12 protein-coding genes and 1 tRNA gene are annotated in these 17074 nt (G+C 39.9%); 11 read left to right on the top strand and 2 right to left on the bottom strand.

Annotated elements, in window-relative coordinates; genetic code table 11:
• Positions 1-13 precede the first annotated feature (13 nt).
• A complete protein-coding gene (locus ACO052_RS07040; RefSeq protein ID WP_422107301.1) occupies positions 14-1333 on the bottom strand; it encodes a hypothetical protein in 1320 nt (439 codons plus the stop codon).
• Complete coding sequence (locus ACO052_RS07035) at positions 1333-2061, bottom strand: type III pantothenate kinase (protein WP_422107300.1); 729 nt, start codon at positions 2059-2061, stop codon at positions 1333-1335. The genes ACO052_RS07040 and ACO052_RS07035 overlap by 1 nt, the downstream gene beginning before the upstream one ends.
• Positions 2062-2198: 137 nt before the next feature.
• Here ACO052_RS07035 and ACO052_RS07030 point away from each other — a divergent pair.
• The 11 genes from ACO052_RS07030 (at position 2199) to ACO052_RS06980 (ending at position 16760) form a co-directional block, all read left to right on the top strand.
• Positions 2199-2271 (top strand) — tRNA-Phe (locus ACO052_RS07030).
• Between the two features lie 416 nt (positions 2272-2687).
• The gene (locus ACO052_RS07025) at positions 2688-3581 is read left to right on the top strand and encodes a branched-chain amino acid transaminase (protein WP_422107299.1); all 894 of its coding nucleotides are present in this window, start codon (positions 2688-2690) and stop codon (positions 3579-3581) included.
• Complete coding sequence (ilvD, locus tag ACO052_RS07020) at positions 3578-5257, top strand: dihydroxy-acid dehydratase (protein ID WP_422107298.1); 1680 nt, start codon at positions 3578-3580, stop codon at positions 5255-5257. The genes ACO052_RS07025 and ilvD overlap by 4 nt, the downstream gene beginning before the upstream one ends.
• Positions 5258-5383: 126 nt before the next feature.
• Positions 5384-7120 carry a biosynthetic-type acetolactate synthase large subunit gene (gene ilvB / locus ACO052_RS07015; protein WP_422107297.1) on the top strand — a complete coding sequence of 579 codons (1737 nt, stop codon included), beginning with the start codon at positions 5384-5386 and terminating at the stop codon, positions 7118-7120.
• A gap of 2 nt (positions 7121-7122) precedes the next feature.
• Positions 7123-7653, top strand: a complete 531-nt coding sequence (gene ilvN / locus ACO052_RS07010) for an acetolactate synthase small subunit (RefSeq protein ID WP_422107296.1) — start codon at positions 7123-7125, stop codon at positions 7651-7653.
• Between the two features lie 12 nt (positions 7654-7665).
• Positions 7666-9165: a ketol-acid reductoisomerase gene (gene ilvC / locus ACO052_RS07005; RefSeq protein WP_422107295.1), complete on the top strand. Its 1500-nt coding sequence runs from the start codon at positions 7666-7668 to the stop codon at positions 9163-9165.
• A gap of 42 nt (positions 9166-9207) precedes the next feature.
• Positions 9208-10476 carry a threonine ammonia-lyase IlvA gene (gene ilvA, locus ACO052_RS07000; protein WP_422107294.1) on the top strand — a complete coding sequence of 423 codons (1269 nt, stop codon included), beginning with the start codon at positions 9208-9210 and terminating at the stop codon, positions 10474-10476.
• A 20-nt stretch (positions 10477-10496) separates the two neighbouring features.
• On the top strand, positions 10497-12944 hold the full coding sequence (gene thrA / locus ACO052_RS06995; RefSeq protein WP_422107293.1) for a bifunctional aspartate kinase/homoserine dehydrogenase I: 2448 nt from the start codon (positions 10497-10499) through the stop codon (positions 12942-12944).
• A gap of 3 nt (positions 12945-12947) precedes the next feature.
• Positions 12948-13868, top strand: a complete 921-nt coding sequence (locus ACO052_RS06990; protein ID WP_422107292.1) for a homoserine kinase — start codon at positions 12948-12950, stop codon at positions 13866-13868.
• Positions 13865-15160, top strand: coding sequence for a threonine synthase (gene thrC, locus ACO052_RS06985; RefSeq protein WP_422107291.1), 1296 nt, complete (start codon positions 13865-13867; stop codon positions 15158-15160). Before ACO052_RS06990 ends, thrC begins: the two co-directional genes overlap by 4 nt.
• A gap of 13 nt (positions 15161-15173) precedes the next feature.
• Entirely contained in the window at positions 15174-16760 is a 1587-nt protein-coding gene (locus tag ACO052_RS06980; RefSeq protein ID WP_422107290.1) for an NADP-dependent glyceraldehyde-3-phosphate dehydrogenase, read from the top strand.
• Positions 16761-17074 lie beyond the last annotated feature (314 nt).

Genomic DNA, 17074 nt, shown 5'->3' with positions numbered 1-17074 from the left:
TTAATTATTTTTGTTAGTTGTACTTCTGTTGTCTAAACCATCTAGAGTTCAAAGATAAACTTAAGTTAAAGTTTATAAAATTCTCTTTGATTAAGTTTTCGTTAGTTGTTCCGCGCTGGCCATATTCTACACCAATATTGGCGTTTGAAAATAAACCTCGGTTCCCAACTGGTAATCCTAAACCAAAAGATATGCCAAACTCATTAATAGGTTGATCTTTTATGACCAAACCTGTATTAGAATAGTTAAATCCAGCTCTATATACCACACGCTTAAAATATCCAGAAAAGGCATCATATCTTGGAATAAAGAAGCCTCCCAAGGAAATTTGGGACGAATTTTCATAGCGTGTCACCGTATTTGTAAACACCGGATTAGAAAAATCACTTGTTGTTTGTAAAGTATATTCCGCACCTACAAACCAAGACCTTGGTTTTCCCAAGCCAGCACCAATCGAAAATCGCGATGGCAACGTGAGTTTCGTATTTCTTAAATTCTGAGCCTCTAGATCAACTTCCGATGTATTGATAGGGAGCTCAAAATTGGTAGTGGTATTCACTATAATGGTAGAAAATGAACGCTCATTTTCTGATGATAGCTCACTTTTTGGGGCGTATGTTGCTGTTGCCGAAAGCTCTAAACGGTCGGAGATCATGGTTTTATAGGCCAAACCAAAATTTAAGTTCAAACCACTTAAGTCCGATCGATTATCTTCCCTCGTTTGAAATTCAACCAATTCACCTTCTGGGGTGTAAGCAAATGCAATGGCAGAATTCTGTATGTTACCAAAGTTATAATTAATATCCACACCGGCACTAAGTTTATCGGTAATCTGATAGCCAAAACCGGCAAACACCCTATTAACACCTCCTTCTCCCCTAAAACGATTACTAATTTCGTCGTTATCATTAATATCGTCTAGCTGATAGCCCACAGAGGTAAATGGCAACAAGCCAAAGCCAAAGCCAAACTTTCCAACCGGTACAGACATAGCAATATAGTCAAAAATTGAACTATTGGCTTCTGCTTCACCAGAATTACTTTTTAAGGTGGACGAGGATGCGGTACCAGCGACCGCAAATTTTACAGGCCTACTCTCATTATCGAACGGGACCGCTTCAATATTTTTGCCAACATAAGCGGCAGGATTCCTCAAATTAATATGGATACTATCTAAATACACACTAATACCCCCCATAGAGCGGTTTTCAACAGTGCCTTTAAATTTAAGGCTTCCAATACCATAAAAAGAATACGGGGACGCAGTTCCTTGTTGAGAAAACGCACTAAGGCTAAATATTGCAATACAAATTACAATGATTTGTCTTATCATTACTTCGAATTAAATTCCAGAATAAAATTCAAACCCTCTAATAGAAAATTTGAATTCGCAAATATGCTATTTTTTAATTGGTTTGACAAAAAATTGGCATCGCCACCTGTTAAAATAACTGTTAAATCTTGGTGTTCCGCTTTATATTGAGCGATAACACCATCAATTTCTTTAACAGCCCCGACCACCACACCTGAGTGTATAGAGGTTTCCGTGGTGTCGCCAATAATGCCTTTTGGTTGGTCTTTTTCTAATAACGGCAAGTTGGCCGTTAAATTATGAAGGGCTTCATAACGCAATCGAATTCCTGGAGAAATCGCCCCGCCCAGGTACTCATTTTCAGAAGTTACGAAGTCATAGGTAATACAGGTCCCGGCATCAATAATCAATACATTATTATCGGGGAATTGATGGACCGAAGCACTGGCAAGGGCTATACGATCAACGCCTAGTGTTTTTGGAGTTTTATAATGGTTTTTAAAAGGAAGCCTTGTGTTATAATCCAGTTCTAACACATCTAGATCATTAGCAATCATTTCGATTTGCCTTTCAGACAAACGGCCTACAGAAGCTATAATCGCGGCTTTTAATTCGGGAAACTCCTGCCGCAATACCGCATAGTGTTTTTTAAACGCTTTAAGCTCAAAACTGACTTTGTGTATAAGGGTGCTGTTTTTAAAAACAGCAAACTTTACAAAGGTATTTCCAACATCTATAATAAGGTTCATAAGCCAGTCTATAGCGCAAATTTATAAAATCAAATTTTACAAATTTCTTTTTGGTAATCCTAAAAATGAATTTATATTTGCATCCGCCTTCGCAATAGTATTGCTTCGGCCGAAAAATTCCGCTTAAGAATGTAACTGGTGCCTTAGCTCAGTTGGTAGAGCAAAGGACTGAAAATCCTTGTGTCCCTGGTTCGATTCCTGGAGGCACCACATCAAGCGCAAAACCCACTTAATTTAAGTGGGTTTTTTTGTTTATAAGGCGTAAAGCTGGCTTTAAAGCCGTTAAAACAAAAAGAACGAGCTACGCAAGTAGCGTGGTTTTGCATTTGCAGTAGTGGTTTCCAAAGGAAGACCCTATGTATGAATCCTGGAGGCACTATCACTATTGACCCAATTCAAATAAACTGTTTTTTGGCTCCCAAGACCCAATTTGAACCTTTTTAAGCTCAAAATCAGCACTATTCACATTAATAATTCACTTTGGGTATTGTATTTTCAATTACCCATAATGCTGATTATCAAATACTTAATTCATTTTATTAGTTATTGATTTTAAGCTATACGCCGAAGTCGATGTGACTAAGCTATGGCAATCCTTTAATTTCGGTAGTATATAAGGAAATAACATGTATTACAACGCGAATAGCATCATATATTACAACGGAGATTATATACATCCAAAAACCGCTTCTGGCGATATCTATAGTCAGACCTTACACTATGGCAATGGGGTATTTGAAGGCATTAGAGCCTACAAAACAAAAACGGGTACTCGAATCTTTAAAGCCACTGAGCATTATAAACGTCTACAGTACGGTACTGAAGTGATGCATATCCCATGTCCGTATACCATTGACGAACTCACTGACATTACTTACAAATTATTAGAGCTTAATGGTCTTGAGGATGCTTATATCAGGCCGATCATAACAACTGGAGCAAATATGGGGCTAGGATCTTCACAAGAATCCAACTTAATCATTCAATGCTGGGAATGGGGGAAATTAATGGGCGATCAACTCTTAAAAGTCAGAACCTCTTCCTTTCAAAGACCTAATCCTAAATCCTGTTTTGTAGATGCTAAGGTCACAGGGCATTACATCAACTCCATTTTAGCAAGAAATGAAGCCAGTGCATCAGGTCATGACGAGGCCATATTATTGGATATGAACAACAACGTTGCCGAATGTTCAGGAGCCAATGTATTTATTGAAAAAGATGGCAAACTATATACACCACCTAAAGGTCATATTATGCCCGGCATCACGCGTACCACAATTATAGAATTGTGCAATGAAGTTGGTATTCCTGTTGAAGAGCGACACTTTTCATTAGATGAGATGAAACAAGCCGACAACGCCTTTTTTACGGGTACCGCTGCAGAAGTGGTAGGCTTAAAATCGATAGATGACTATAACTTTCCAAAACCATGGGAAAGCACTTTAGGTTTTAAGTTAATGCATTTGTACAAACAAGAAGTTTTAGGAGAACGTACCACAAATCTTTCAAAAGCCGTATGAATCCACTAAACAAATACAGCAAAACGGTTACTCAAGACCCAACGCAGCCAGCAGCACAGGCCATGTTGCATGCTATCGGCTTGACCAAGGAGGATTTTAATAAACCTATTGTGGGTATCGCCAGTACAGGGTATGAAGGCAATCCTTGCAATATGCATTTGAACGATCTGGCCAAACTGGTTAAAGAAGGAACACAGAATGAAGATGTCGTAGGCTTGATTTTCAATACTATCGGCGTCAGTGATGGCATCTCCATGGGAACGCCAGGAATGCGTTATTCCTTGCCATCGCGAGATATTATAGCCGATTCCATGGAAACCGTCGTACAAGCCATGAGTTATGATGGACTCGTTACCGTGGTCGGTTGTGATAAAAATATGCCAGGCGCACTCTTGGCCATGATTCGCTTGAATCGCCCATCCATTTTAGTCTATGGTGGAACTATTGACTCTGGTTGCCATAATGGAAAGAAACTAGATGTAGTTTCGGCATTCGAAGCTTGGGGAAGCAAGGTCGCAGGTACCATGACAGAAAATGAATATCAAAATATCGTGGAAAAGGCCTGTCCAGGGGCTGGGGCCTGTGGTGGTATGTATACGGCCAATACAATGGCCTCGTCTATAGAGGCTTTGGGCATGGCACTACCTTTTAACTCATCTAATCCCGCATTGAGTACTGAGAAGAAGCAAGAGTCCATTCGTGCAGGCGAAGCCATGCGTGTTTTATTGGAAAAAGACATTAAGCCGTCAGATATTATCACACGAAAATCCTTGGAAAATGCCATTCGGTTGGTAACGATATTAGGAGGTTCTACCAATGCAGTGCTACACTTTTTGGCCATTGCCAGAGCGGCCCAGATTGATTTTACACTTGAGGATTTTCAGGCGATTAGTGATAACACGCCTTTTTTGGCAGATTTAAAGCCTAGCGGCAAATACTTGATGGAAGATGTTCATGCGATTGGAGGGATTCCTGCGGTTTTAAAATACCTACTTAAAAAAGGATTACTGCATGGGGATTGCTTGACGGTCACAGGAAAAACCTTAGCAGAAAATTTACTGGACGTTGAGGACTTAACCGAAGGTCAAGACGTGATTAAGCCTATTGAACAACCGATTAAAATCTCAGGACACTTAAGAATGCTCTATGGCAATTTAGCTGTAGATGGCAGTGTCGCAAAAATTACCGGAAAAGAAGGCTTGAGTTTTAAGGGAAAGGCTAAAGTCTTTGAAGGAGAGTACGCCGCTAATGACGGTATAAGGGATGGAAAAGTAGAAAAAGGAGATGTTGTGGTGATTCGTTATGAAGGCCCTAAAGGAGGCCCTGGCATGCCCGAAATGTTGAAACCTACAGCAGCCATCATGGGAGCTGGCCTTGGGAAAGACGTCGCACTTATTACGGACGGAAGGTTCTCGGGCGGAACGCATGGATTTGTCGTGGGGCATATCACCCCAGAGGCTCAAGAAGGCGGTACCATTGCCTTTGTAGAAGACGGAGATATCATCACTATTGATGCAGAAACCAACACCATATCTGTTGAAGTTTCTGAAGAAGAATTACAAAAGAGACGCCAGAATTGGCAGGCACCAGATTTAAAGTTTAAACGCGGTGTTTTATATAAATATGCAAAAACGGTATCCTCCGCATCCAAAGGTTGCGTAACGGATGAGTTTTAGATGGCATACGATTACTAGAAATTGTCATCCTGAGCTTGCTTGTGCTGAGCGCCGCGCCTACCAAAGTAAAGTATTGTACGGCGGGCAGGCAGTCGAAGCATCGAAGGATTTCAAAATACAAATGAAATGAAAGGAACACAAACCATACAAAATCCGATTCAAAATACTGCAACGACTGAACGCATCTCTGGAAGCGAAGCTATTGTGAGATGCCTACTCGAAGAGGGTGTTAAAGTCCTTTATGGCTATCCTGGCGGGGCGATTATGCCGGTCTATGATGAGCTTTATAAATATCAGGATAAAATCCATCATGTGTTGACAAGACACGAACAAGGCGCAACGCATGCAGCTCAAGGCTATGCAAGGATTTCAGGTGATGTTGGCGTGGCTATAGCGACTTCTGGACCAGGCGCTACCAATTTAATTACAGGTATCGCCGATGCACAGATAGACTCTACGCCTATGGTTTGCATTACGGGACAAGTGCCCTCACATTTATTGGGAAGCGATGCTTTTCAGGAAACCGATATTGTCGGTATTTCAACACCGATTACTAAATGGAACCATCAGATTACCGAGGCTTCAGAAATACCGGAAGTGATAGCCAAGGCTTTTTACATCGCCAAAAGCGGAAGACCAGGACCGGTGCTTATTGATATTACCAAAGACGCCCAGTTTGAAGAATTCGATTTTAAATACGAAAAGTGCCAAGGTATCAGAAGCTATAAACCCATTCCAGAAACTGATGATGCATCCTTAAAAAAAGCAGCAGAACTCATCAACAACGCTAAAAAACCATTAGTCGTTTGGGGACAAGGAGTCATACTCGGTAAGGCAGAAGAAGAGTTTAAAGCCGTTATTGAAAAGGCTGGTTTACCTTCAGCATGGACCATTCTGGGAGCTTCAGCTATTCCTACATCTCATCCTTTAAATGTGGGTATGGTAGGCATGCATGGCAATTACGCGCCCAATGTCCTCACTAACGAATGTGATGTTTTAATTGCCATCGGCATGCGATTCGATGATCGTGTAACAGGCAACCTAGCCACCTATGCCAAGCAAGCCAAAATCATACACTTTGAAATTGATCCCGCGGAAGTCGATAAAAATGTAAAAACGGATGTGGCCGTCTTAGGGGATGCCAAACAGAGTTTAAAGAACCTTTTGCCTTTATTGAATGCAAATTCGCACCAAGACTGGCGTCAAAGATTCAAAGATCTCTATAAAATTGAGTTTGAAAAGGTCATTAAAGACGATTTACACCCCACCAAAGAAGGTTTGACGATGGGTGAAGTCTTAAAAGAAATTAATAAACAAACCAAAGGCGAAGCCGCTATAGTTAGTGATGTCGGGCAGCATCAAATGATTGCCTGTCGTTATGCAGAATTCAACACGACCAAAAGTAATATTACCTCTGGTGGACTTGGGACTATGGGCTTTGGTTTACCTGCAGCCATTGGTGCAAAAATGGCCGCACCACACCGCGAAGTCATCTCCATTTGTGGTGATGGCGGTTATCAAATGACCATTCAAGAGCTTGGGACTATTTTCCAGACCAAAGCTGCTGTAAAAGTGGTGGTATTGAACAACGATTTTCTGGGTATGGTAAGACAATGGCAGCAACTATTCTTTGATAAGCGCTATGCCTCGACCGAAATGGTCAATCCAGATTTTGTAGCGATTGCCAAAGGTTACTATTTAAATGCGAAGCGTGTCACTAAACGCGGAGAATTGGCTAGCGCCGTTGAAGAAATGATAGCCAGTAAGGAGCCATATTTCTTAGAAGTATGTGTCGAAAAAGAAGATAATGTATTTCCGATGATTCCCTCTGGGGCTTCGGTTTCTGATATAAGATTAGAATAGTTATGGAAAAAGACATCAAACATTTTACAGTATCCATTTACACTGAAAATAACATTGGTTTATTGAACCGGATTTCTGCGATATTCCAACGAAGACATATCAACATAGAGAGCCTAAACACCTCAAGATCGGAAATTGAAGGGGTGTCTCGATTTACTTTGGTTGTGGATATTACCGAAGATCAAATGAAAAAAATCATTGGGCAATTGGAACGTCAGGTTGAAGTCATAAAGGCCTATTATCATACCGATGAAGAAACCATCTATCAAATATCGGCCATGTTTAAAATAAAGTCGGACTTACTATTCGAAGAACGTCAGATTCAAAATATAATTAAGGAAAGTAATGCCAGAATCGTTACGGTAAACAAGGAATTTTTTGTTTTGGAAAAATCGGGAAGAAAACAGGAAATTGATCTTTTGCATCGGGAACTAAGTGCCTTTGGCATCATGCAATTTGTACGTTCTGGACGCATTGCTGTCACTAAAAACGAAATGAAAATATCACAAATGCTAGCCGCATTTCAACATTAAAAACATAAGACAATGTCAAATTATTTTAACACATTATCATTAAGAGAACAATTAGAGCAATTAGGAAAATGTCGATTTATGGACGCTTCAGAGTTTGAAGATGGAGTCAATGCCCTAAAAGGAAAAAAAATTGTGATTGTAGGTTGTGGGGCCCAAGGCCTTAACCAAGGTTTGAATATGAGAGATTCTGGATTGGACATTTCCTATGCATTGCGTCAGCAAGCTATTGACGAACAACGCGCCTCTTATAAAAATGCAACTTCCAATGGATTTACAGTAGGTACTTATGACGAATTAATTCCGGATGCAGATTTGGTGTTAAACTTAACACCGGATAAACAGCATACCAACGTAATTAAAGCGGTAATGCCACTAATGAAAAAAGGTGCAACGTTGAGCTATTCTCATGGTTTTAACATTGTGGAGGAAGGCACTAAAATCCGCGAAGACTTAACTGTGATTATGGTCGCGCCAAAGTGTCCAGGAACTGAAGTTCGTGAAGAATACAAGCGTGGTTTTGGAGTACCTACGCTAACGGCCGTACATCCAGAAAATGACCCTGAAGGTAAAGGTTGGGCACAGGCTAAGGCCTATGCTGTAGCTACTGGTGGCCATAGAGCTGGCGTTTTAGAGTCCTCATTTATTGCCGAGGTAAAATCAGATCTTATGGGAGAGCAAACTATTTTGTGCGGCTTGTTACAAACCGGTGCGATTCTAAGTTTTGATAAAATGGTCGAAGAAGGCATTGAACCTGGCTACGCGGCGAAGCTCATTCAGTTTGGTTGGGAAACCATTACCGAAGCTTTAAAACACGGCGGTATAACCAATATGATGGATCGGCTTTCAAATCCTGCGAAAATCAAAGCCTTTGAATTATCAGAAGAACTAAAAGGCATCATGCGTCCTTTGTTTGAAAAACATATGGATGATATTATCTCTGGTCATTTTTCTAAAACCATGATGGAAGATTGGGCCAATGACGATGTTAATCTATTGACCTGGAGAGCGGCTACAGGGGAAACGGCCTTTGAGAAAACGGCATTAACAACAGACCATATCAGTGAGCAAGAATACTTTGATAATGGCCTATTACTGGTCGCCTTCGTAAAGTCGGGAGTTGAATTAGCCTTTGAAACGATGGTAAGCGCAGGTATTATAGAAGATTCTGCTTATTACGAATCCTTGCACGAATTACCATTAATTGCCAATACCATTGCCAGAAAGAAACTATTCGAAATGAACCGTGTTATTTCTGATACGGCAGAATATGGTTGTTATTTGTTTGATCATGCTTGTAAGCCACTATTAAAAGACTTTATGGCTTCTGTAGACACATCGGTCATTGGTAAACCCTATGCAACCTCAAATGGGGTTGATAATGTAGAGCTTATAGCAGTAAACGATGCTATTCGAAACCATCCTATTGAAGCGGTTGGTCAACGTTTACGTGCAGCTATGACCGCCATGAAAACCATTAAAACAGCTGAAGTCCAAGATTCTGTATTAGTGTAAGTAGATGATATCATTTTAGAATTCAGAGGCGAATTCAATTCTATGGACCATACAACCGCTACATATAAGCCAACACTGAAAGCTGTTGAAATGGCAGCAGAAAAGCTAAAAGGTATTGCCTCGGTGACGCCTTTGGTTAAAAACAACCGCTATTCCAAACACTTTGGCGCTAACATCTATTTCAAGAGAGAGGATTTACAAGTCGTACGATCCTATAAAATTAGAGGCGCCTATAACAAAATAGCTTCCTTGAGTCCATCTCAGATTGAAAATGAAATCGTTTGTGCCAGTGCTGGTAATCATGCACAAGGCGTAGCTATTTCTTGCAAGCTTCTGAAAATAAAGGGGACGATTTTTATGCCGTCACCAACTCCAAACCAAAAAATAGAACAGGTAAAGATGTTTGGTGAAGACTATATCGATGTGGTTCTGGTAGGAGACACTTTTGATGATGCTTATCATGCCGCTATGGAACAATGCGAGCGCCTTAGCAAAACCTTTATCCATCCCTTTAATGATGAAAAGGTGATTGAAGGCCAAGCAACAGTCGGGCTAGAAATTATAAATCAAGCTAAAGCACAACCCATCCATTATGTTTTTGTTCCGGTTGGTGGCGGTGGCTTATCCGCAGGACTATCAAGTGTGTTCCGCGCGCTTTCACCCGAAACTAAGATTATTGGTGTAGAGCCTAAAGGTGCTCCGTCTATGCAAACATCGATTCAGAATGGCAGAAATACCACTTTAAAATCTATCGAGAACTTTGTCGATGGTGCTGCTGTAAAACGTGTTGGGGATTTAAATTTTGCAATTTGCAAAGAGACCTTAGATGCTATTGCGGTCGTAGACGAAGGTAAAATATGCCAAACTATTTTAGACTTATATAACAAAGACGCTATTGTCGTTGAGCCCGCTGGGGCCTTAAGTCTTTCTGCTTTGGAACAATACGGTGAGGACATAAAAGATAAAAATGTGGTTTGCGTGGTCAGTGGTAGTAATAACGACATTACTCGTACTGCTGAGATTAAAGAGCGTGCTCTACTCTATGCCAAACTCAAGCATTATTTTATTATCAAGTTCCCGCAGCGCGCAGGCGCCTTACGTGAATTTGTAACCACTATTTTAGGCCCTGAAGATGATATAACACATTTTGAATACACCAAAAAGGTAAATCGCGAAAATGATGTTGCCGTTGTTGGATTACAACTAAAATCACCTGATGATTTACAACCTCTTATCACCAAAATGAAACTTCATAACTTTTTTGGAGATTACCTCAATGACAAGCCCGATTTATTTCAATTTTTAATATAATTGCTAAAAAAATAGATTAAGTGAAAGTACTTAAGTTTGGCGGCACATCTGTTGCCAATGCAGAAAATATAACCAAGGTTATCAATATCGTTAAAAACGAAGCGCAAAAAGACAACATTGCTGTTGTTGTATCTGCCTTTGGAGGCATTACCGATGCCTTATTAAACGCCGGCGAGTTAGCCACGCGAAAAGACCTCAGCTATGAAGATTGCTTTGACGCTATAAAAGCAAGACATATTAAAACCATTAAGCTTTTACTTCCTAAAAAGAAAAGTGAGCTTGTGATATTAAGGGTCAAAGACCAATTGAGAACACTGAAGGATCTACTCCAAGGGATTTATTTAATTAACGAGTTTTCAGATAAAACAAAAGATAAGATTTTAAGCTATGGCGAACTCTTATCCTCTTATATTATTTCTGAAGCTTTAAAAGAACATGTAAAGGCATCGGCTTTAAAAGATAGTCGGGAGTTAATCATTACCGATTCTAATCATACACAAGCCAATGTTAAGGTTGACATAACCCGTAAGAATATTAAAGATTATTTTAGTGCATCTACAGAAAACATCACCCTGCTTCCAGGCTTTGTATCGCGAGACGATACAAATGATACAACCACTTTAGGAAGAGGAGGGTCGGATTATACGGCTGCCTTAATTGCCGCGGCTGTCGATGCATCAGTATTAGAAATTTGGACAGATGTTAGTGGTATGTTTACAGCGAATCCAAAATTGGTAAAGCAAGCGTTTCCAATCGAAGAGATTTCGTATCAGGAAGCTATGGAACTCTCCCATTTTGGAGCCAAAGTGTTGTATCCCCCTACGGTACAACCCACACTTTACAAAAGTACTCCTATATGCATCAAAAATACATTTGATCCTGAAGCTGAAGGCACCTTGATTTCTAAAATACCTCAAAGTAAAAATGGTCCCGTAAAAGGCATCAGCCATGTAGAGAATATTGCCCTACTCACTTTAGAAGGTAATGGTATGGTTGGTGTACCAGGGTTTTCAAAACGATTGTTCTCAGTGCTTTCCATTAACCAAATCAACGTGGTTCTGATTACCCAAGCGTCCTCAGAACACTCTATTTGTGTGGGAGTTTTTAGTAATGACGCCAAAAAGGCAAAACAAGTTGTTGATGATGAGTTTACTTACGAGATTTCATTAAAAAAAATCAAGCCTTTATTTGTAGAAATAGATTTAGCCATTGTAGCCGTGGTCGGTGATAATATGAAAAACCACCAAGGCATTAGCGGTCGAATGTTTAGAGCATTAGGACAAAACAATGTCAATGTTAGAGCGATTGCACAAGGCGCTTCAGAACGTAACATCTCAGCGGTTATTGCCCATAAAGACATTAAAAAGGCGCTTGTTTCACTGCATAACATATTTTTTGAAAAACAAATAAAGACCTTAAACCTATTTATTGTGGGATTGGGTAATGTTGGCGGTATATTATTGGAACAAATCAAGAAGCAGCAAGCCTATTTAAGAGATCATCTTTTACTCAATATTAGAGTGGTTGGTATTAGTAATTCTAAAAAGATGGTTTTCGATACCAACGGTATTGATCTAAGTGATTGGAAATCACAAATCGCATCTGGCATCGATAGAACTCATGACACATTTTTCGAAACGGTAAAAACACTCAATTTAAGCAATAGTATTTTTATTGATATCACAGCCAATTCGGAAGTGGCAAATACCTATTCAGATTATTTAGAACAGAGTATTTCAGTGATTGCCTGCAATAAAATAGCCTGTTCATCATCATACAATTCGTATAAAGGACTAAAGGAGCTATCCAAAAAATATGGTGCTGCTTTTCTGTTTGAAACGAATGTGGGTGCAGGTTTACCTGTCATAAGCACGCTAAATAATTTGATCAATTCAGGTGATGAAGTGGTGTCCATACAAGCCGTACTATCGGGTAGTTTAAACTTCATCTTCAATCATTTTAATGAAGAAAAGAGCTTCCATGATGTTGTAAAACAAGCTCAAGACGAAGGCTATACCGAACCTGACCCAAGAATTGACTTGAGTGGCGTCGATGTCGCTCGAAAGATTTTGATTCTCGCCAGGGAAGCCGGATTTAAAATAGATTTAGACGATATTGAAAATGCATCGTTTTTACCCGAAGAAAGCCTTAAAGCTGATTCCGTTTCCGATTTCTATAAGACCCTAAAGACCAAGTCTGCGCATTTTGAAGAATTATATGCTTCTGCCGAAAAAAACAATTGCCAATTAAAATACGTGGCCGAATTTAATAATGGAAAAGCTAAAGTAGGACTAAAAGAGGTGGATAAAGACCATCCGTTTTATAATTTAAAGGGCAAAGATAATATCGTACTATTCTTCACCAATAGGTACCCCGAACAGCCCCTGATCATTAAAGGGGCAGGTGCTGGAGCAGAAGTGACGGCGTCGGGTTTGTTTGCGGATATTATTACCTTAGGAAAAAACTAGCGTATGAACCAAATTAAAGTCTTTGCACCAGCAACCGTAGCCAATGTATCTTGTGGCTATGATGCCATGGGCTTTGCGCTAAGTGAGTTGGGCGATGACATGGTGTTCACTAAAACCGCTACCAAAGCTATTAGGATTACTGAAATCCATGGTGCAGATCTTCCTTTTGAAGCTGATAAAAATGTGGTTGGAGTCGTAGCCAGGCTAATGCTTGAAGACAGTCAAGTTGATTTCGGCTTGGATATTAAAATCCATAAGAATTTTAAGCCAGGAAGTGGATTGGGAAGTAGTGCCGCCAGTGCAGCGGGTACTGCCTACGCTGTTAACCAGTTATTAGAATCAAAATACGACAATCTTCAACTGACCAAGTTTGCCATGCAAGGCGAAGTCACAGCATGTGGTTCCGCTATCGCTGATAATGTCGCCGCTTGTATTTATGGAGGCTTTATTTTGGTGAGAAGTTATGACCCATTGGATATTGTGTCCATCCCCACCCCATCAGAATTGGTGGCCACTATTATTCATCCTCAAATTGAAATAAAAACCGAAGAAGCTCGCAAAGTCGTGCCAAAATCTATTCCTGTAAAAACAGCAATAGCGCAATGGGCCAACGTTGGCGGCCTCATCAGCGGATTATACGCTCGCGATTTTGATTTGATTGGCCGTTCTCTTATCGACTACGTTGCCGAACCTGAACGCAAGCTGCTCATCCCTCATTTTACCAATGTTAAAGAGGCGGCAATGAATGCTGGTGCCTTAGGTGTTGGCATCTCTGGTTCTGGGCCCTCCATATTTGCTTTGAGCAAAGGTATGTTTGCAGCTAAACAGGTTGCTGAAGCCATGAATACTATTTATGAAAAATCAGGAATCGATTATATAATTTATGTGTCTAACATTAGTAAAACAGGAGCAAGACTCATATGATCTATTTTAGTTTAAATCATAAGGCACCAGAAGTATCGTTTCAAGAAGCGGTCGTAAGAGGTTTGGCACCCGATAAAGGCTTATACTTCCCAAAGGACATCAACAAACTTCCTGATTCATTTTTTGGGACTATTGATACCTTAGATCATGTCACGATTGCTTACGAAGCTATCAAGCAGTTTGTAGGTAGCGAAATCCCTGAAACTGATTTAAAAGCCATCCTTGCGGATGTATTGAGTTTCGAGTTTCCAGTTGTGGAATTGGATAAGGCTATTGCCTCCCTAGAGTTATATCATGGGCCAACTATGGCCTTTAAAGATGTTGGTGCACGCTTTATGGCAAGGTGCTTAGGGTATTTTAACAAGCAAAATGATAGTCATGAACATGTTACCGTTTTGGTAGCGACCTCTGGTGACACAGGAGGCGCAGTAGCCAGTGGCTTTTTGGGTGTCGAAGGTGTCGACGTCGTGATTTTATATCCCAGTGGAAAGGTCAGTGAGATACAAGAAAAGCAATTAACAACATTGGGGCAAAATATTACCGCTTTGGAAGTCGATGGTGTTTTTGACGATTGCCAAGATATGGTAAAGCGTGCCTTTTTAGACGAAGATTTTAAAGGAAAACGCACCTTAACTTCAGCCAACTCCATCAATATAGCCAGATGGTTACCACAAATGTTCTACTACTTTTTTGCTTACAAAGCTTTAAAACATAAATCCGAAAAACTGGTTTTTTCAGTACCGAGTGGTAACTACGGAAATATTTGTGCAGGAATGATGGCCCAATCATTAGGATTACCTGTAGACCACTTTGTGACAGGTACCAATGCTAATAATGTTGTCCCTGAATATTTGGAGACAGGCGATTATAAAACAAAGTCTTCGGTCGCAACGATTTCTAATGCCATGGATGTTGGCGCACCCAGTAATTTTATTCGTATCGAAACATTGCACCATCACGATTTCGAAGCTTTGAAGAATAATTTATCCGGTTATAGCTATACAGATTCAGAAACTGTAAATGCTATTAATTATTTAAATGATAAACATAACTATATAGCTGACCCACATGGTGCTATAGGTTATTTGGCATTAAGAGATTATTTAAAAACCAATAAGGCACAAGGTGTGTTTTTAGAAACCGCCCACCCGATTAAGTTTTTGCCTGTAATGCCAAAAGCTATTGCAGAAAAAATGCCTATACCGTCTCAAATTGAAGCGATATTGCCTCTTGAAAAGCAAAGTATTTTAATTTCAAATTATGAGCAATTAAAACAACACTTGCTCTCATAAAAAACAACTTATTATGAAACATAATGAGATCCCTCAAGAATTTCAAATTAAAGAACTCACACATCAGCCTACCTATTTACTCAATGGTGAATTGATCACATGGAACGGTGCAACAGCAGACGTGTATTCTACAATTTCTTCCACCGAAGATTACAAGCCTACACTATTGGGAAGCATTCCAACGCTAACAAAGAAAGAAGCCCTGCTCGCTTTAGATGCTGCATATAAAGCCTATGACAAAGGACAAGGCTTATGGCCAACCATGAAGGTCGCTGACCGTGTGGCTTGTATGGAAAAGTTCGTAGAACAAATGAAAACCAAACGCGATGAAGTGGTTAAGCTGCTCATGTGGGAAATCGGTAAGAACCTACCCGACTCCCAAAAAGAATTTGATAGAACCGTCGATTACATTTACGATACCATTGAAGATTATAAACAACTCGACCGCAATAGTGCCAAGTTTCACAAAGAAAGTGGTGTCCATGCCCATATTAGACGTGGACCACTTGGAGTAGTACTGTGCTTAGGTCCTTATAATTATCCATTAAATGAAACCTTTGCTTTGTTGATTCCAGCACTAATGATGGGAAACACTACTATATTTAAACCTGCCAAGTTTGGGGTGTTATTGCTGTCCCCCTTATTGGAGGCCTTTCAAAATAGCTTCCCAAAAGGTGTGGTCAATATTCTTTTTGGACGAGGTCGTACGGTCGCTACTCCTATTATGCAAGATGGACGCGTTGATGTATTAGCCTTAATAGGTAATAGTAAATCAGCGAACGCACTTCAAGATCATCATCCAAAAAGTAATCGCTTAAGAATGGTTTTAGGATTGGAAGCCAAAAATCCAGCTATTGTTTTAAAAGATGCGGATTTAGATTTAGCGATTAGTGAATGTATAGCTGGAACAACATCATTCAATGGGCAACGGTGTACGGCCCTTAAAGTATTATATGTCCACGAAGACATTGTGAACGAATTCAACAAACGGTTCTCTGAAGCTGTTGACGCCCTGAAGTTCGGAAACCCTTGGGATGATGGTGCTAAACTAACCCCATTACCTGAGCCAGATAAACCAGCCTATATTCAAGAATTGATTGATGACGCCAAAGCAAAAGGTGCAAAAATCATTAATGCAAAAGGTGGAGAAACAACAGACAACTACATCTTCCCTGCCGTATTATATCCTGTGACCAAGGCCATGCGTGTGTACGAAGAAGAACAATTTGGACCAGTCATTCCTGTCATCCCTTTTTCAGATATTGAAGAACCCTTAGATGATATGGCAGCTTCAAATTACGGGCAGCAAGTCAGCCTGTTTGGAAAAGACACGAAGACTTTAGCGCCATTAATCGACACGCTTGTCAATTTGGTATGTCGTGTTAACCTCAACAGTTCTTGTCAAAGAGGACCCGATGTGTATCCGTTTACCGGACGTAAAGATTCAGCTGTAGCCACTTTGAGTGTCCATGATGCGCTTCGCTCGTTTTCAATCAGAACCTTTGTGGCATCAAAGGATAATGACTATAATAATGCCATTTTAAAGGATTTACTCGACTCTAAAGCGTCGAACTTTGTAAGCACGGATTACATTTTATAGGTATTCATTTAGATATTCATAAAATAGCTTCGGTTATTTTATGAATATCACAATTATTAGAAATTAAGACCTTAAAAGGTAGGTGGTTAAAAATATATTTCTACTTTTATACTAAGTTTAAAAGCACAAAACATTCATTTTGTTAGCGATAACCTTCATATTAATGTTCAGTACTGTTGTTCTTATTAACAACAGCAGAAGGTTACGTCCTGTTTTCCGTCGCCCGTAAGGGTACGCTTCTATTTTTGGAACTTAGGTGTGTCCGGTTCTACTCTCAAAAAAATCAAACAATATTTTTAATTTAAAACACAATT

This window comes from Winogradskyella sp., from assembly GCF_965228925.1.
Taxonomy (GTDB): domain Bacteria; phylum Bacteroidota; class Bacteroidia; order Flavobacteriales; family Flavobacteriaceae; genus Winogradskyella.
This window is presented reverse-complemented; position numbering and strand designations above follow the sequence as displayed.